The organism is Sphingobacteriales bacterium, from assembly GCA_016700115.1.
Lineage (GTDB): Bacteria > Bacteroidota > Bacteroidia > Chitinophagales > UBA2359 > UBA2359.
This window is the reverse complement of record CP064999.1, coordinates 3830496-3850606: the sequence shown is the minus strand read 5'-3', so window position 1 is coordinate 3850606 and position 20111 is coordinate 3830496. Positions and strand designations below refer to the sequence as shown.

Annotated in this window: 6 protein-coding genes; all 6 read left to right on the top strand. The window is 41.5% G+C overall.

Annotation, left to right across the window (positions count from 1 at the left end):
* Window positions 1-392 precede the first annotated feature (392 nt).
* The 6 genes from IPM47_13640 to IPM47_13615 all read left to right on the top strand — a co-directional run bounded on the left by IPM47_13640 (window position 393) and on the right by IPM47_13615 (window position 20051).
* Window positions 393-3797, top strand: coding sequence for an HYR domain-containing protein (locus IPM47_13640; GenBank protein QQS27912.1), 3405 nt, complete (start codon window positions 393-395; stop codon window positions 3795-3797).
* A 478-nt stretch (window positions 3798-4275) separates the two neighbouring features.
* Window positions 4276-6483, top strand: coding sequence for a hypothetical protein (locus tag IPM47_13635; GenBank protein ID QQS27911.1), 2208 nt, complete (start codon window positions 4276-4278; stop codon window positions 6481-6483).
* Window positions 6484-6651: 168 nt separating this feature from the next.
* Window positions 6652-8400: an alkaline phosphatase family protein gene (locus tag IPM47_13630; GenBank protein ID QQS27910.1), complete on the top strand. Its 1749-nt coding sequence runs from the start codon at window positions 6652-6654 to the stop codon at window positions 8398-8400.
* Window positions 8401-8742: 342 nt separating this feature from the next.
* Entirely contained in the window at window positions 8743-14730 is a 5988-nt protein-coding gene (locus IPM47_13625; protein QQS27909.1) for an HYR domain-containing protein, read from the top strand.
* 840 nt (window positions 14731-15570) lie between these two features.
* Window positions 15571-16530 carry a hypothetical protein gene (locus tag IPM47_13620; protein QQS27908.1) on the top strand — a complete coding sequence of 320 codons (960 nt, stop codon included), beginning with the start codon at window positions 15571-15573 and terminating at the stop codon, window positions 16528-16530.
* A gap of 254 nt (window positions 16531-16784) precedes the next feature.
* Window positions 16785-20051, top strand: coding sequence for a CHAT domain-containing protein (locus IPM47_13615; GenBank protein QQS27907.1), 3267 nt, complete (start codon window positions 16785-16787; stop codon window positions 20049-20051).
* The last annotated feature ends 60 nt before the right edge of the window (window positions 20052-20111 follow it).

Below are 20111 nucleotides of genomic sequence, written 5' to 3'. Positions count from 1 at the left end.
AATGGAACTTTTCACAAAGAGGTTTTTTGTTTAAATCCTAAACGTTAAAATTACAAGGATATCTATGCAAAAATATCAGATTTGTACACTGAATATGGCCGGCAAAATACAAATTCAAATATTTTAAAGATCAAGCCGGATTTATATCATGAAAATGATAAATAGTCATTTGTAAATTGCAAGAATAGCTCTAACGGTAAATAATTGTAAAACATTGAACATTTAAGTCTATTACTGTCAAATTTTTTTAAAAAGTTGTGTTTATAAAAGGATAGTAATTACTTTTAAGCATTGTAGTTTTTTAAAAAAAGTATTTATTAATTCGAAATCCTTACAACAATAGTTGAAACAAAATACTCTATTCTTTACAATTGAATTAAATCAAAATGCTTATGAAGGATTGCTACTCACTTTTAGTTAGATTACTTAGAAAACAAATAAATCTGAAAGACATTCTACTTAACCGGTACTTTAAAACAGTATTGATTTACGTTTGCTTAATCTTAACAAAGCCGGTCATTTGTCAGCCGGTAGTTCAACTGTTATCTACAAATGGGACATTTACAGTTCCAACAGGTGTAACATCATTAAAAATAGAATGTTGGGGCGGCGGTGGCGGCGGCGGATGGACAAACAATAGTGGTCAATCAAGTGGAGGAGGTGGGGGAGGTGCTTATGCTAAAAGTAATTTGATTGTTAGTCCTGGACAAACCTTTGCTTATGTCGTTGGAATTGGCGGTAATGGTGGTAATGCATCGTCAGTTGTTAAAGATGGTGGAGATACTTACTTTGGTTCACCTTCAACTGTAATGGCGAAAGGTGGTTTGGGTGTTGCTAATAACTCGACCCCTGGTGCGAGTGGAGGACAAGCTTCTGCTTCAGTAGGAAATGTCGTAACTCGAAACGGAGGAAATGGTGGAAATGGTACCGGTTCCGGGAGTTGTCATGCTTCAGGAGGTGGGGGAGGAGGTGCCGGATCTGATGCATCTGGTGGAAATGGAGCTAATGGCGCTGTTGGCTCAGGGTTGTGTTTAAATGGTGGGACCGGTGGAGTAGGTGGTACAGGTGGATCACAGCTTGGAGGGAATGGTGGTACCGGTGCCAGTGCAGGTGGCAATGGTGGTTCTGGCAACGCTTACAGCGCAGGTGGAGGAGGAGCGAAAACTGCCTGGCTGCTTGGAAGTTCTCAAAATGGTGGATTTGGTTCGGGAGGAATTATCAGAGTAACTTATTGTATTCCTCCATCGGTTAATGCAGGAAATGATGTAACTATTAATTGTAGTGGAAGCACTACTTTGAATGGGAGTGCTTCTGTGCCATCTGGAAATCAGACGTTGTATAGTGCTAATTCTTTTTCTGACTTTGCAAATTTTATCACCAACGATGGAAACAGATGGGTGATTAGTGCTACAGCTTTTGCCGGTGGCGTTGCTGATGAAATGTTATTCAGATATTTTTCTGGTAGTGATCCAACCGTTATTTCATCCTGGGTTATGTCATCTCCGGTTGATGCGACCTATTATACTACAATTAATTTATCGTTCAAGCATTTTGTAGATCATTTTACCGGCACCTATAATCTCAAACTTCAGACCTCAACTGATCAAGCTAACTGGACTGACAGATGGACTTTGTCTCCAACTGCTGATGTTGCAGCAAACACAGTTAATGTAAATTTGAATGTTATTGCAGGGCAGATTTTTTATTTTAGATTTTTATTTGACGGCAATGTTTGGAATATAGACAACTGGTATATTGATGATATTTTATTGAATGGAAATGTGTCAATTCCTGTAATCTATTCTTGGTCTCCTTCTACAGGATTAAGCAACCCCAATATTGCAAATCCGGTAGCTTCTCCCGCCACAACTACAACTTATACGTTAACAGCCATAGCAGGAGGGTGCTCTTCATCAGATCAGGTAACTGTTTCAGTTGGAGGTGGAGGAATACCTTCAATTACCTGCCCATCCAATATAACAATGAATGCTGCTTTTAATAATTGTAGTGCAGTTGTTACATATACTCCTCCTGTCGGAACTGATGAATGTGGGACACCATCAACTTCTCAAACAGCAGGCTTGTCCAGCGGCAATAATTTTCCTGTTGGGGTTACAACAAATACTTTTACTGTAACCTCTGGAGTTCAAACAGCTAATTGTTCTTTCACAGTTACTATTAACGATTTAGAACCTCCGACTATAGTTTGTCCTCCTCCGGTTAGTGTGAATAATAGTCCGGGCAATTGCGGTGCAGTTGTTAATTTTTCTACTCCGGTTGGAAATGATAACTGTTCAGGAGCATCAACTTTACTTACTTCGGGTCTTGCAAGTGGTTCTTTATTTCCAGTCGGTGTTACAAATAATGTGTTTACAGTAACTGCTGCCAATGGACAAAATGCTAATTGTTCGTTTACGGTTACAGTAAATTATACAGCTAATCCTAGTATCAATTGCCCTTCGCCATTAATTGTAAATAATAATATTGGGATATGTGGCGCAATTGTAAATTACACAACACCTGTCGGTTCAGATAATTGTGCTTCAACTTCAACACTTCAAACAAATGGTTATGCCAGTGGTGCAAATTTCCCTCTTGGAACAACTACAAATGTATTCGTTGTAACAGCTGCTACCGGTCAGACTGCAAATTGTTCGTTTACCGTTACTGTAAATTACAATGAACCTCCAACAATCATTTGTCCCGCCCCAATTGTGGTTAACAATTCACCCGGAATATGTGGGGCTGCTGTAAGTTTTGATTCTCCGATTGGCACCGATAATTGTACAGGCTCTACTACAATTCAAACAACCGGATTGCCGAGCGGTTTTATTTTTCCGGTTGGCACAACTACGAATACTTTTAATGTTTCAGCTGCAAGCGGGCAATCAGCTTCCTGTTCTTTTACAGTAACCGTCAATAATAGCGGAGGCATGACCGGTAATTTAGTTGAAGCTGACAGTGGCAGTGGGCCTCCTGTGTTTTATCATGTTTATGTTTTGACACATAATGGCGGAACTGCGCCTATAAATTACAATTGGAATACAACAGGTTGGGTTCAGCATACTTTTACCGGAACTAATGAAATCACCATTGTTTATGGTAGCGGATCAAGTTGGAGTGTTACAATTTCAGATAGTTCGAGCGGAGGACCATGTGGTGCAAATGTTTTGACATTTAACAGCCCCAATCCATCAGGAAATGCAGGGGACTTAAACATCGCAAGTTTTAATATCACCTCTGATAGCGGTTTAAACACAGGTGCTATTTCCTTGATAGTTGAAGGAGGAAATCCTTGTGGTGGTAATTCTTATCAATACGAATGGGGATTTCCAATGGCTTGGATACCTCCCGGAAATACAAACATTTCTACAATTTCAAACTTGCCGGCCGGATGGTACACAGTAACTGTTTCAGATTGTGGATCTGACGGATTACCCGGAACCGTAGATGATAACAGTGTGATTGGATGGTATTGGGTGCCTAAACAAATCAGAGGGAGAGGTAAGTCAGCTTTAGAATCTGTCAATGTTAATTTAATTGAGGTTTACCCCAATCCTTTTCAAGATCAGACTAATGTATCGTTTTCTGTTCCTATAACGACTTTGGTCAAAATATCGGTTTATGATCTTTCCGGAAAAACGGTTGCTGTTTTATTTGATGGAACTGCACCGAAGAATGAACCCTTAGAAATGAGCTTTAATAGTCAGAATTTACCATCAGGAGTTTATATCTGCCATATTAATGTTCCGGAACTTAACATTAGTCAAAAGGTCAAACTAATAACTTTGAAATAGTTCCATCAATCTTCTGTTTTTAGCTAAAAGCCTCCTGAATATGAAAAGTTACTTCAGGAGGCTTTCTTTTGTTGCAAATTTTATCATTTTAACTATTAGACACATTTCATAGTTCATTTTGTACACAATGAACTTCAAAAGAATATTGGTCTAATCTGTTTATAGTTACTTTGAAATAATTCAATCTGACTTATTAATGAACAGTTTGAAAGACAGCATTTTAAAAACCATTTAAAGCAATTATCACAAGACAAGAATTGAGATGTTAGTTTGTGGAAAAGTTAAAATCAAATCATGTCAAATAAGCTTTTACTTTGCAGAACTTTATTTAAAAATTGCTTTTCTATGACAAAGCACTTTCTTATCTTTGAACAGAATTGAATTGGAAATTAGTTTTCGAATATTCTCTCCTGCTTCGCCGGATCAACACCGGTTATTTAACAAGTTTTACTATGAAAGATCTAAAATTGAAACAAAAATGAAGAGATCAAAAGGGAAAGAATTTATTTCGGAATTAAAACTTTATTCTGACTACCTCAAGTGGGATGAAAATTCCGGGCGCTATGAAACATGGTCTGAAGCATGTGACAAAGTTTTGAATACGCACATTCTGAAGTATGGTGAAAAAATCAGGCCATTGTTGGATGAGATAAAGCAAGGATACTACGACAAGGAATTTTTATCATCACAACGCAATTTGCAGTTTCGTGGACAGGCAATAATCAAGCACAATGCTAAAATTTACAATTGTTGTACCACTTATGCTTATTCACCGGACGTGTTCAACCGTGGATTTTATGTGTTATTGTGTGGTTGTGGGCTTGGCGTTTCCTTAAAGCAAAAGTTCGTATCACAATTGCCTAATATAGACAAAAGGGGAAACGATGTAAAACTGTTTACTATTCCGGATTCTATCGAAGGATGGTCTGAATCCATTAAAGTATTGGTCAGTTCTTTTTGTAAGCATCCCTCGCTTTATGAAGAGTATTATCAATGTCAGATTAAGTTTGATTACTCATTAATCAGGCCAAAAGGTGCATTTATAACCGGTGGGTTTAAAGCACCGGGGCATGAAGGTTTGAAACAGTCATTAGAGCGGATAGAAGAACTGCTTTCTTCCAATTCCGGTGAATTTAAAACCATAATTGCCTATGATTTATTCATGCACTTGTCTGACGCTGTTTTGTCCGGAGGCGTGAGACGTTCGGCTATGAATGTTATTATTGACGAAAACGACCACGACATGCTCTATGCTAAAACGGGTAACTGGAGATCCAATTTTCCGTGGAGAGCAAGGAGTAATAATTCAGTTGGGCTATTGAGGAATACATTTAGCGAGGAATATTTTAAAAAATTAGTAGCCCTTAATGAAGGTGATAATGATATTGGGTTTGTCTTTATGAACCATGAAGATGAGATGTTTAACCCTTGTTTTGAAATAGGATTTAACTTTTACGAGCAAATCGTTGATAAATCTGAAGCGGTGTTTCAGTTTTGTAATCTTAATGAATTGAATGCTTCCGCTTGTGTGGATAGTAAAGGTAAATTTTCCAAAGATAAATTTTATTCACTTTGCCGATATGCTGCCATACTAGGCACCTTGCAAGCAGGATATACTGACTTTCCTTACCTTGGTAAGCAGACGGAATGGATTGTTGCCGGAGAGGCTTTGCTTGGTATATCTATCACAGGATGGATGACAAGGCCAGAATTGTTTAATGAAACTATCCTTTTAAAAGGTGCTGAAATTGTTAAAGAGACTAATGCTGAGGTAGCAAAATTTATAGGAATAAATGAAGCTGCGAGAACAACTACGGTGAAACCTTCGGGAAATGCTTCTGTAATTTTACAAACCGCTTCAGGTATTCACCCCGAACATGCCAAACGGTATTTCAGAATCATGCAACTCAACAAAGAATCTGAAACTGCTAAATATCTCGAAATACATCAGCCTGATTGTTTGGAAGAATCGAGATGGTCATCTACTAATTCTGATTATGTTGTGTATTCACCTTGCGAAAACGATGAGAATGCGATAGTGAAAGACGATATGCAGGGGGTAAAGCACCTTAAACTGATTGAACTTGTACAAAACTCATGGGTTGCAGGCGGGAAAAAGCCGGAAAAGTGTTATAATTCCCTAACACAACACAATGTCAGCAATACGGTAATTATTGATGATTTGAATGAAATTGTCAGTTATATTTACCATCATCAATCTAATTTTGCAGCCGTATCTTTTATTTCTTTGTTCGGCGATAAAGATTATGTACAAGCTCCGTTTACCTCTGTGTTAAACAGTCAGGAAATCATCAATAAATATGGGGAAGGGGCGATGTTTATGTCGGGTCTGATTGTTGACGGGCTACATTATTTTAATGGTGATCTATGGGAAGCCTTGTCTTATATTACCGATGACAAAAAGCAGTTGATTGGAAGAAGAGATCAAACGCTTTTGCAAAACGATTGGATAAGACGAGTACATAAATTTGCCAAGAATTATTTCAAGTCTGACCTCAACAAAACCATTTATTGCATGAAGGACGTGCATCTCTGGCATAAATGGCACGTTGTGAACCGCACTTTTAAATTAGTTAATTTTAACGAAATATTAACCAGACCTATTTATGAGTCTATAAATAAATACAGCGCAATCAGTTGTCATGGAGGAAGTTGTGAAATTTAATCCGGTAGATTATTATTTGGGATTGAAAGTTGTTTTGATTTTCTAAAATCAATCCTTTATCTTGTCTGTACAAATTCCCTATGACCAGTATCCTATGAAAATCAATATAAATTCCCCAATCCGGTTGCCGGTTGGGGAATTTGTTTTACAACCAATCAATCCTGAAATATGAAATTCATTGCGCGAATTGCTGCCAAAAATCCTGTATTTCTTTCCCTGTCAAAATTCTTTTCTTTCATTTATTCCTGTTTGTTATTTTGTGTTTTTCTATTCATTCATCAACCTGTTTTAGTTGCACAACCAAACAACAAGGAGCCTAAAAAACACTTTGATACTAAGCCAAAACTGGTTGTTGGGATTGTCGTTGATCAAATGCGCCCTGATTATGTGGAACGATTTTGGGAAAGGCTTGGCAACAAGGGGTTAAAAAGACTAATCTCCGAAGGGTATAACTGTAAAAATACACAGTTCAACTATGTTCCGACCTATACTGCTCCCGGTCATGCCTCAATATATACCGGAACAACTCCTTCCGTTCATGGGGTGATTGGCAATCAATGGTATCATACAGGGTTGGGTAAGGTTGTCTATTGTACGGGCGATACTTTAGCCAAAGCACTTGGCGGCAATCTGGAAGCAGGTAAAATGTCGCCCCGAAATCTTTTATCAACTACTATTACCGATGAATTGAAGTTGTTAACTAATTTCAAAAGCAAGGTCATCGGAATATCTTTGAAAGACAGGGGGGCAATACTACCTGCCGGGCATACTGCCGATGCAGCATACTGGTATGATGGCGTAACCGGAAACTTCATGTCATCGGACTTTTATTTTGATGTCCTTCCCGAATGGGTTACCGCATTTAACAACCTTAAATATCCTGAAAAGTATCAGCAACAAAACTGGGAAACGCTGTTCCCGATCCATACATATACACAAAGCCGTCCTGATAATCAGCCATACGAGGAGACTTTGTGGGGAGAAACTGCTCCTGTTTTTCCTCATAAAACCCCTGATATTGTCAATGCAAGGCGAGGCGGGTTTGAAGTGGTAAAATGTACACCTTACGGCAATACATTGCTGAAAGACTTTGCTATTGCCGCAATTGAAAAGGAGCAACTTGGTAAAACAATTGGGATTACCGATTTTATCGCCATCAGTTTTTCCTCAACCGATGTTATCGGGCATATCTACGGGCCCCGTTCCATTGAGATTGAAGATACGTACCTTCGTTTTGACAAGGATATCGAAGACTTGCTTCAATTTTTGGACAATTATTTAGGTTTGGACAATACCCTGATATTTATGACCGCTGATCACGCGGTTGCTGATGTGGCAGAGTTTGCCAAATCTGTCAGTATACCGGCCGGTAACTTTAACAAGACTGAACCGGTTCGTTTATTAAAATCCTATCTATCTGAAAAGTATTCCGATTCATTGGTGGTTAGTGTCATAAACGAGCAAATATATTTTAACCACCGGATTATTGCGCAGAAAAAATTACCGCTGCATCAGATACAGGAAGAGACTGCACGATTTATGCTTCAATTCGAGGGGGTTGCGTTTGCATTACCTGCTTATATGCTGAGCTATCATAGCTATACGGATTGGCCCCGTTTTTGTATTCAAAACGGATTTTATCCAAAAAGAAGCGGGGATGTTGCATTTGCCCTGCAACCCGGCTGGATGGAAGGAGATTATGCCGGCACGACGCATGGCAGCAGCTATACATATGATGCCCATGTTCCATTATATTGGTTCGGATGGAAAATCCCCAAAGGCAAATCCTCTTCTTCCTTAGTCTATATTACCGATATTGCGCCTACCTTAGCGATACTTTTAAAAACCGCCTTCCCCAATTCCTGTACAGGCAAACCTATTTCCGATTTACTGGAATTTTGTGATGTGGAAGATTAGGATTTTGTAATCTTTGTAAATAAAAAGTCTTTGTTGTAAAAGGGTTAAAGCATTAGATTAAGACAACTATAAATTTACTTATAGATGATGTTCTAAAATGTTAAAAGCTTTTAACTAAAAGATGACAAAAGGGAAAGACATTCCAAGGATAATAGTTATTTTTGCTCGGACTCTTTAACATTGGTTGTAACTTAACCTGACTTCCATTCAATTTCAGCGGTTTTTCTTACCCAATAAGTTTAAAGAGTTCTTGTAATGAACAAATTCAAAAATAATCAGCTCAAGTTTTTGGCAAACGCCATTAGCTACCCTATTTTTACTCAATCCAAAATGTAATACTTTATGAACAACTTTACAAAATCAAGCTTGTTGCTTGTAGCTTTGATTGTTGGTATGAATGTTTGCCAAAATCTGATTGCCCAGCCTGGAGCATTAGGCACCAATAATGTCAACGGAGCCCCATTTACCTGTGCTTCCCTGAATGATTTAGGTGCATTCAGGCAGTTAAGGATTCAGGCAACCCAAAATTCAAGCAGCGCGAATTATGAGTTTCCTCTAAACTGCGGTTATCCGGGCGATGTATGGCGTGCTTATGCTGCCGGAACATCTGCGATTTCATTTAATACTACGATTGCACCGGTTAGCGGTACAGGTTCTGCTTTGTATAACAGCAGTAACGGCGGTTCTGCCATCAATCTATCACCGGTTACTTCGGGGAGGTATTACACCTTTAACATTCAGGAAAGAGTAGCCCCTTTAAACTGCTATATGAGTGTTTTGGAAACTACCTATAATCCAAAAACCATCAACACAGTAAGTGTTTGTACCGGTGCGGCAGCAGCAAATCAAATTGTTCAGGTTTATGTAACCATTTCTGCATCGCTTTCGAGCGGAGAGAATGTATTTGTACGTTATTCTACTGATGGTTTCCTGACTTCTACAATTGTACCGGTTTCTTTTACCGGCATCAGCGGCGTAGCCAATATTCCGGCAATGTCATTTGGTACTACGGTTACTCTTTATGCATATTCGTCTAACAATTCGATGGCAAGTATTAATACCCAAGTTTCCACACATGGACAAGTGGCCCATGATATGAATACTTTAAGTATCAATAATAACTCCGGTGGCAATTATACCTATAGTGTTGTTATCCCGGCTATTACTTTGCCCACCATTACGCCGGGAGGGCCAACCTCGTTTTGCCCCGGAGGCAGTGTGCTGTTAAATACTAATAGCGGTTTTGCGTCTTATTTATGGAATGCGGCCGGCGGAAATGCCACTACTCAAAGTATCACTGCCTCTGCTACCGGAACTTATGTGGTAACCGTAACTTATACGACAGGTTGTACTGCATCGGCCTCTATTGTAGTTGATGCTGATGATACTGAGCCGCCCACCATTACCTGTCCTGATGATGACGATATTAATTTAGGCCCGACTTGTTCAATTACACTGAGCAATTATACGGGAAGTGCTACGGCTGCCGATGATTGTATTACTGTAAACGTAACTCAATCACCAACAACCGGCACGGTTTTTAACGGACATGGAACTACGGTAGTAACTTTAATAGCAACTGACGGGAGTGGGAATACAGCTACCTGCAACTTTGAAGTGAACCGCATAGATATTACCCCACCGACCATCACTTGTCCTACAGGACCTGTAACCCTTTTTGTCAACAGCTCCTGTATGATTACCGTACCTACCTTTTCTCCGGACAGTTTTTCGGACAATTGCAATCAGACTGTGGTTACCCAAACTCCTTTGGCAGGTACTACTTTGACCGGCGTAGGAAATACAACCGTTCAATTAACCATTACCGATGCAGGGTCAAATACTGCGACTTGTTCCTTTCTTTTGCAAAGAGTAGATGATACAGCCCCTGTTATCACCTGCCCAAGTACTCAAACGATTGTTTTAAATGAAACTTGTTCGGCGACATTACCTACGTATTCACCTGCTACTTTGAGTGATAATTGCGGCGTTCCAACTGTCAGCCAATCTCCTCCATTTTCATCAACAGTTTCCGGAACGGGATCAGTAACCATCACACTCACTGCTACTGATGCAAGCAGCAATACTGCAACCTGTAGTTTTGATTTGAACAAGGTAGATATTACCCCGCCCACTGTAACATGTCCAGGAAATGGCAGTGTTGTATTGGATGCAGCCTGTTCGGCGATCATCCCGGCATTTACACCGGTTGCAATGGCTGATAACTGCTCTGCCGTTACTTTCCAACAATCGCCTTTGGCAGCATCCACTACTACCGGATCGGGCGATATTACCGTTACGCTAACAGCGTCTGATGCGAGCAACAATACGGCAACCTGTACTTTGACCCTGAGTCGTATAGACAACCAATCTCCGATTATTACCTGTCCGCAAAATCAGTTCCTTACTTTTGGCCCGTCTTGTTCAGTTGCATTGCCGGCTTATAGCCTCGCTTCCGTTTCTGACAATTGTTCTGCAACTACTCAGGGGCAGTCTCCTGCTGCAGGAACATTACTAACGGCTGAAATCAACTCAATAACCTTGTCGGCAAATGATGGGTTTAACACGGCAATCTGCAATTTCACCGTGTTTGTAGATGATGTTACCCCTCCGGTAATTGTATGTCCGGCTAACCAAACCTTAGCGTTAGGGTCCGGTTGTTCGGCTATGTTGCCTTTTTATAATCCGGTAAGTAATACGGACAATTGTTATGTTCCAACTTTTACCCAAGTTCCCGCAGGGAATACGGTACTTACCGGAGCAGGTACAACGACTGTGGTCTTAACGGCAAGCGACATTAAAAACAATACCTCTTCCTGTTCTTTTACAGTGAACCGCACTGATAATGTGCCGCCGACCATTACCTGCCCATCCACCCAAACGCTGATTTTAGGAACGACTTGTTCGGTGGTATTACCCGGATATTCCCCGACTTCTGTTGCTGATAACTGTAACACACCCAGTGTTACTCAATCACCTGTATCAGGCACAATCATATCAGGAATTGGTTCAACCACAGTTACGCTCACGGCAAACGACAATGCCGGTTCTACTGCAACCTGTTCGTTTTCCATCAATAAAATAGACAACGCATCGCCAACTATCAGTTGCCCGGCACCGCAATTCCTCTCGTTGGTTGGCGGGTGTAGTGTGCCCTTGCCCGCATATAACCCGGCTGCCATGGCTGATAACTGCGGCACACCGGCAGTATCTCAGATACCTGCGGCAGGCACTGTACTATCGGGTGCTGGTACTTCTACAGTTTCGCTGACCGTAACAGACGGAAACGGCAACTCCACTTCCTGTTCATTTACCGTCAATCGTGCGGATGCCACTCCACCGACTATTACCTGCCCCTCCTCTCAGAACATCCTGCTTAATGCTTCTTGCAACGGCACCCTGGCAGGCTACAGCCCCGCAAGCGTAGCCGACAATTGCACCACGCCCACCGTAACACAACTGCCTGTTTCAGGCACTACCGTTTCGGGCATCGGAACTACTACCGTTACGCTGACTGCCAACGATGGCAATGGCAACACGGCTTCCTGCTCGTTTGCCATCAACAGATTAGATGTTAACCCGCCAACTGTAAGCTGCCCTGCAACTCAAACCCTGACTTTAGGATCCGCCTGTTCAGTTGTTTTACCTTTATATAGTGCTGCCGCATCTTCCGACAACTGTACGCCGCCGACCATATCGCAGTCACCTGCCGCTTCGAGTGTATTAACCGGCACAGGTACAGCCACCGTCATGCTCACCGCAACAGATGTTTCGGGCAATACGGGAACCTGTAGTTTTAACGTCAATAAAATTGACACCACATCCCCGACAATTTCCTGCCCATCTACACAAACTATTTTCCTGAACGCTTCGTGTCAGGGCATATTGGGGACTTATTCGGCTACCTCAGTTGCAGACAACTGCGGTACCCCGACTGTTACTCAATCTCCTGCTGCCGGCACCACCGTTACGGGATTGGGCAGCACAACTGTCGTGCTGACAGTCGGAGACGGGAATGGCAATTCCAATAGTTGTTCTTTTGCGGTTACCCGCTTAGATAACACTCCTCCCGGAATTACGTGTCCGGGTACTCAAACCATTAACCTGAACGCTTCCTGCATGGGAACACTCGGCACTTACAGTGCCGCTGCGACCTCCGACAACTGTAGCAGCGTTACAGTTTCTCAATCTCCAGCCTCCGGCACTTCGGTATCAGGAGTGGGAACTTCGACCGTAGTATTGACTGCCAACGACGGAAACGGCAACACAGCCTCCTGCTCTTTTGGCGTTACAAGGACTGACCCGATTGCACCTTCCATCATCTGTCCTGCCACACAGACTGTAACGCTTGGATCCAGTTGTTCTGCTACGCTGTCCACATATACAGCAACTGCCACTGACAACTGCAGCTCTCCAACCACGACCCAGTCTCCACCTGCCGGCACAACCATTACGGGGGTAGGGGTAAGCACCGTTACAATGACCGCAAATGATGGGAACGGAAATACCTCGACTTGTTCGTTTTTAGTCAATAAAATTGATACGACCAACCCGACCATTACCTGTCCCGCTAATATTATTGCACCGGCTGAAAATGGAACCTGCGAAGCCGATGTTTCGTGGAGCGATCCTGTTACAAATGACAATTGCGGCATTGAATCGTTAGATTCAACCTTCAATCCGGGAAGCGCATTCGAGGGTATAACCACTGTGGTCTATACGGTGGAAGATATTTCCGGAAATACGGCAAGCTGCTCGTTCACCGTTACCATCAACGACGGGCAAGCACCTGTTTTAACACCCTGCCCTTCGAATATTGTCAGTTGTAACAATATCGCAAGCTGGACACCTCCCACAGCCACCGACAATTGCGGGCAAGTAACCGTAATTGGTTCTCATACTTCAGGAAGCCAGTTCCCGTTGGGCAATACCACAGTTACCTATACCGCAACCGATAATGTCGGAAACAGCAGTACCTGTTCATTTGTCATCACGGTTTCTCTGTTAAGCGTTGCTCAATCGGTTTCCAACTACAACGGGTTTAATATCAGTTGTAATGGTGGAAACAACGGCAGCATTACCGTAACGCCGAGCAACGGGCTTCCGCCATATACTTATCAATGGAGCAACGGAACATCCGGTACAAATTCCCTCAGCGGGTTATCGTCCGGTTTTTATACCGTAACCATCGGCGACAGCAGTGGTTGCAGCACTGTGAGGAGTTTTGTATTAACCCAGCCAACTCCGCTGAACTGCAATGCGACCGGTACCAATATTACCTGCAATGGTGCCAACGACGGTACGGTCAATGTTACTCAAACAGGAGGTGTGCCGCCTTATTCTTATAGCTGGAGTGGCCCCGGCGGGCCTTATGGCAATGTTTCGGGATTGACGGAGTTAGCACCAGGCACCTATTCGGTTACTGTAACAGACCTGAACGGATGTGTTTGTGTGAGTTCGGTTACCATCACCGAACCACCGGTGGTGCCTGTTTTAACCGGAATCAACGAAAACATCACAGAAGGAGAAGGTGGGGTGATTCCTGCATTTTACAATGTGAATATCATCACCTTTACCGGCGGTCAATCTCCTTACAACTATGAGTGGAATATTTCGGGTTATGTGTTGTGGTCTATCCCGACACCGGGCACGATACAAATCATCTATGCAGACTATGCGGCATGGAGTGTAACCATCTCTGATTCCAATGGTTGCGGGGTCAGCACCTTAGTATTCAGCAACAGCCCGACAGGTACTGACCCGGATGGCGTGCTAAATATTGTCAACAGTGTGATTACCTCTGACTTTGGAACAGGCAACGGGTCCATCGTCCTTACGGTTGCCGGAGGAATTACATGTCCGGGCGGTGATTATCAATATCAATGGGCAGGCCCCTCTACCTGGACAGGCGCACCGGCAGCCACGATGGGCAGCATCAGTAGCCTCGCTGCCGGATGGTATATCGTTACCGTAACAGATTGCAGTGTTCCGCCCGAATATACCATCGGTTGGTTCTGGGTTCCGAAAAAAGCAAGGGGACGGGGAAAGGTCGAGTTCAACGAAAACCTGTTGCAAATTGCCCCTAATCCGTTTGCCGGCAACCTGAATGCCTCGTTCAGTTGGCCGCAGGATGATGTGTTAAAACTAACCGTATATGACCTTTTGGGCAAAGAAGTTTCCACTCTGTTTGAAGGTTCTGTTGCTGAAGGTGAGCAATATACCGCTAATTACGACACTAAAGACCTGCCAAGTGGCTTGTATATCTGCCGGTTAGTCAACAAAGACGGCATTGCCATACATCGGCGCGCGCTGCTTATTCACGGAAATTGATTGATTTAGTAATATATCAAAGTTAACCTTCCCCCGCTTAACTCGTGTAGGCGGGGGATTTTTATGTAACGGAGAGATGCAAGTATCGGCATTTGTTGTTTTTGGTGAAACGCTGAGGTTTATTCTTTTCATGTCCGGTTTACCTTCATGAACTATGATGATTTTTCTTTTGCTATTTGGTTTACCGCAGATGACCCTGATTTTTGTTCTTACAGATCTAAAAGATTTTCAAAACCTTATAGGACTCCAATAACCGGTTTATCCATTCTTTTCCGCTTCAGGTACAAATTAAGCTACCTGCTACCTGCTCTTTTAACAACAAACCTTCCTTTTTATTACATACTGTCATGTATGACGATGTTTAGGAACAAATCACGTTACATGTTGTCGTACATCACAATGACAGCTAATAAGTAGTCTTACTTGTTGTCATACATCAGCGTGTATGATAGCGATATGGTTTTACTTGTTTCGGTATGTTGTGATGGTTGACAACAAAGCAGCTTACGGGAAGTGGTACATTTCAATAGATGACAGTGTGTAACTTTACGCGTTGCCATCCATCGTCATGTATGCTGTCAAAACCTTGTAAACAAAGGATTCTTTGTAAAGGGATAAAGAGGTTAAAGCAGCATTTTCCGGATAAGTTTGAAGGGGTTAATAGTTTATGGATAATTATTAGAGATTTTTAAAAAAAACTTTATGCCGATGCAACTAAATTTGGATATTTTTCGTTAAGACACTAACATTTCAGATAATTCAAAGAGATATATAGACAAACATCACCACTCCTGATTATTATTATACCTGACTTATTGTTTACCTCTTAAATTTTATGTTATGGCTATGAAACAATGGCATTATTTAGTCAATCAGTTTTTGACGCAGACAAGGAAAAACTTCAAGAAGTCTGTAAAGTTAAGTAACTATCATGATGCTGTTTTAGATGGTAAAAAGGCGACAATTGCTTTATTGGTAGTTATTTACAACCGGTATCATACCTTACATGTAGCTTTAGTGGCGGCATACAATGCGTGGAAGACGGAATTTTCGGCACAAAAAATTGCTACCGACATCTTAGATGAATTGCTGAAAAGCAGTTATGCCATGCTGGATGGTTGGGATACGGCAATCAGGTCGGAGGTGGGCTATAACTCAAGTGCCTATAACCTGATTTTTGACAATGGTCGCGCGCCGTTTAACCGCAGTTCGATTGAAGATCAGATTGAAGCCTATCAACAGTTATCAATTAAACTAACCCCCCATGCAGGATTGGCAACGGTCAAAACAGAGGTGGATGCTGCTTATACTGCTCTGTCGGCAGCGCGGGATGCGCAGTTGGTGTTGATTTCGAGTGTTCGGGCAAAAAGCAATGAGGTCGAAACAGCCCGTCGTGCAGCGATGGAAATGCAATGGAGAAACGTGGGGTATTCGATTGAAAATTTTTCCGGTGACCCGAATTTTATCGAAAGTTTGTTTGACATCGAAAACCTGCGAACTAAACCGCAAACCGTGTTTACCTCTATTCTCGGGGTTAGTGAGAAAAAATTAGTGTTTACCCGCACCCTCCTTGACGACGACAAATTACTGTTGAACAACGATGGGAATGCCGCTATCCGGTTTTATTTTGCCGATACCCCGGGTGGAACTAACGCCAACTTTATCGAAGTGGCGGCAAATACCAAAAGAACCGTCGAGATGAGAGATTTTATGCCGCCAAACTACGGCACTTACCGTTATCTGACCGCTGAAAACCAAAGCAGCGATGTGGCTACGCATTATATCGTAACTATCCTGTAAGGATTATCAACCTTATTTTGTTATTTGATCATAGAAAATATTTCAGCCTCCTTCTTATGAAGGGGGCTTTTTTATGGGTAAAAATCAAGGGAAGTTTACTTATTTTTGTAGGCAAGCGAATTCAAGGTTCAGAATTTAGGGCGATTCAATGAAATACACCTAAACATGGTTAAAGGTTTTTTTCATTTCCTTTCAATTCTGAACCTGAAAACAGGTTATTTGTCATCTTTCACTACCATCAACCCGGTCAAATTTTGGAAAATCTAACCGACCTTTTAAATCATTCGAAACAACTCATTGAACAGCGTAAATTTCGCGAAGCGATAGCGGTATTAGTACAAATTATCCCGGTCTATGAGCAAAACGAAGACTGGTTCAACTACACCGCTTGTTTGTTGATGCATAGTGATTGTTTACAACAAATTCATCAATATGAAGACAGCTTCAATATTGCCCAATTATCATTAAATTTTTGTTTAGAACATTTTGGTTTGCATCATCTTCAAACAGCAAACAGCTATTATTATCTTGGAATAACCTCACAAAAGTATGGAACTATTGAGGATACCATCCATTTATTCGAACAGGCATTGTCTATTTTTACCCTGTTTCCGGACGAACCAAACCACTTATTTTCAAGGTGTTTGAATAGTTTAGGCATCTGTTATGCAAAGCAAAGCAAATATGCCCTCGCTATCGAATTTTTTAACAAAACCTTAGATATAGATAGTGTCCAATTTAGTGCGGATGCTGCCATCCATGCAAAAACTTATTCCAATCTTGGTATCTGTTACCGATATTTGGGAGAGTATAAAACAGCAATTGATTTGCTGAACAAAGCAGTTAACATAGAAACCTTCTATTTTGGAGAAGTCAGCCCCGGCTTAGGAAAATATTATCATAATTTGAGTACCTCTTATATAGATTATGGAGACTATTCAAAAGCTATTCACTATCTCCAAAAATCATTGGAGAATGATTTGAAACTTTACGATAAATCTGATTTCCGGTTTTCACGTATTTATAATAATCTCGGAAACTGTTATCAAAAAACAAGCGATTATGAATCAGCAGTTCAGTGTTATTTACATAACCTTTCTATAGCTGCATATACCGGTCAGCTATCCCATATCGAAATATCAACTTGTTATTTTAATTTGGGTACTTGCTTTGTTTCAATGCGCAGGTACAAGGAAGCTACGTTTTACTTAAATAAAACGCTGGATTTCAGGTTAAAAGTTTTTGGTGAACTTAACGCTCAAACTGCTCAGGGCTATCATGGTTTGGGCAATTTATATTTTTCGGTACAAAATATGGAAAAAGCTTACGAATATTTTAAGAAAGCTTTCGACATCAGGCTTTCTGTTTTTGGCAAGGTAAATAACGATACCGCTATCAGCTATCTTTGTTTGGGCAACTGGTACAAATTAACAGGTCGTTTTAAAGAAGCTTTTGAACACTATGAAGAAATGCTCTATATCAATCTGAGCCTGTTTGGAGAGATAAACCCCGTTACAGCCCGCAGTTATGTTGTTATAGCCTCCTGTTATAGTCAGGTAAAAAATTTTGCAAAAGCACTTGAACATGTTCAAAAAGCATTGTTCTCGCTTGGATTAACCGGTTCGAAACACAAGGTCTGTTTGTTGCCCAGGCTCGAACACTACAACAGCAGAATATATTGTTTTGAAATGCTTGTTTTAAAAGCAAATATATTTCATGATTTGTTTTTAGAAGCTTCAAAATTTGTTGATTTAGCGGCCTCGCTCGCCCATTTTTATCATGCCGATTGTCTGATTGACCAAACCCGGCAAAGCTATAAATTAGAAGGCAGTAAATTAGTTTTAGCCGGAAAAAGCAAAACAGAAATTTATGATGAAGGAATGGAAACTGCGTGGTTTGCCGAACAGGTTTTTAACAATACCGGACCAGAAGAATTTACCCGGCTCATCAAAGAGGTCAATTTCAACTATCAATATTCTTTACCGGAGCAACCTGTTCAAACAGCTTTTTATTTTTCTGAAAAAAGTAAAGCCATCGTTTTACTTTCGGGCATTAAAGACAATCAGGCCAAAATTAACGCAGGTCTCCCCGAACAAATGCGCGAACAGGAAATGAACCTGCGTCTTGAACTTGCAAGGTTGGAACATCAGCTGAGAGAAGCCAAAAGTAAACCGGAGGAGCAGCAAGACTTTTCCGTTACCTTAAATTGGGATTTGGAATTGTTTGACCTGAAAGAGCAATACCAACATTTAATCGAAGACATAGAAACCCGGTTTCCCGATTATTACCGTCTTAAACATGACCTGACCGTAACAGATATTGAAGCAGTTCAGGCTGCGCTGTCTCCTCAAACGGCAATGATAAGTTATGTGGTGAGTGAAAATCACTTATACAGCATCGTCATCACCTCTGATAGTGCCAATTGGCTGCAACAACAACTGCCCGCCGGTTTTGAAGATATGGTCGAAGACCTGTTATATTCTTTTGAGCCTTTTGGTAAAGAAGACTATATCACCTATGCTTTCGATTTGTACCGTATTCTGATTCAACCAATGGAAGAACTTGGTTGGCTCGATTTTATCCACCAACTTATTATTATACCCGACGGCATTTTGTCCCGCATTCCGTTCGAGGCTTTACTCACACAAACTGTAAAGGATACCGTTCCCTACCGGAAGTTAAACTATCTTCTCCATCGCTATATCATCCGCTATCATTATTCGGCTACCCTTTGGCTCGGGCAACAAACCGTTTCCGATATTTTGCCTCCAACCATCCAAAATTTTCTCGGCTTTGCACCGGTATATGCCGACAGCCTCCGGTCTGATACCGAAACGGACATTGAACTGAACGTTGATTATGAGCTGTTGACGCAGCTTGGATTAGAATTTGACAAAACAACCCAAAAAATTCATTACATCGAAGCGGACAGTATTGTCAGAGGGACAGTGGATGGAAAAGATTACGCCGAACTGCTTCACAGCGAAACCGAAGTCCGACAAAGTGGAAAGGCTTACGCTGAAAACGGATTAGATGCCCGCATCCTGCTGCATCAATCGGCAACTTTAAACAATTTTAAAGCCTTGGCCGGTCAATATCGCTATATCCTGATTGCCGCTCATGCAGATGTGGACGATGAAAATCCAGAAAAAACCGGCATCATCTTTTCGCCCAACAAAGAAGACGGTAAAGGCATATTCTATATGTCGGATGCTTACAACCTGAAGCTAAATGCAGAGGTAGTTGTGCTGAGCTGTTGTGAAACTGGGCTTGGAAAAATCAACAAAGGGGAAGGCACGATGGCACTCAATCGAGGGTTTCTTTACGCAGGTGCGAGCAATGTCGTTTATACCTTGTTTAAGGTTTATGACAAGGAATCTTGCGAACTCACCACTCTTTTTTTCCATCATTTGCTCAACAACCCCCGATGCGCCGAAGCCCTGCATCATGCCAAACTGCATATCATCGAAAAAGGAGGAATGCCTTTAAAATGGGCGGGATATGTGTTGTTGGGAACATAAATTCTGTAAGGTCAAAGTTTAAAATTGTTTGACAACAAGTCAGAGAGAACATAAATATTT

Bases quoted from the DNA above. Each gene is read 5' to 3' on its own strand.
- IPM47_13630 (QQS27910.1), top strand. From the start codon at position 6,652: ATGAAATTCATTGCGCGAATTGCTGCCAAAAATCCTGTATTTCTTTCC.
- IPM47_13625 (QQS27909.1), top strand. From the start codon at position 8,743: ATGAACAACTTTACAAAATCAAGCTTGTTGCTTGTAGCTTTGATTGTT.
- IPM47_13640 (QQS27912.1), top strand. From the start codon at position 393: ATGAAGGATTGCTACTCACTTTTAGTTAGATTACTTAGAAAACAAATA.
- IPM47_13620 (QQS27908.1), top strand. From the start codon at position 15,571: ATGGCTATGAAACAATGGCATTATTTAGTCAATCAGTTTTTGACGCAG.
- IPM47_13635 (QQS27911.1), top strand. From the start codon at position 4,276: ATGAAGAGATCAAAAGGGAAAGAATTTATTTCGGAATTAAAACTTTAT.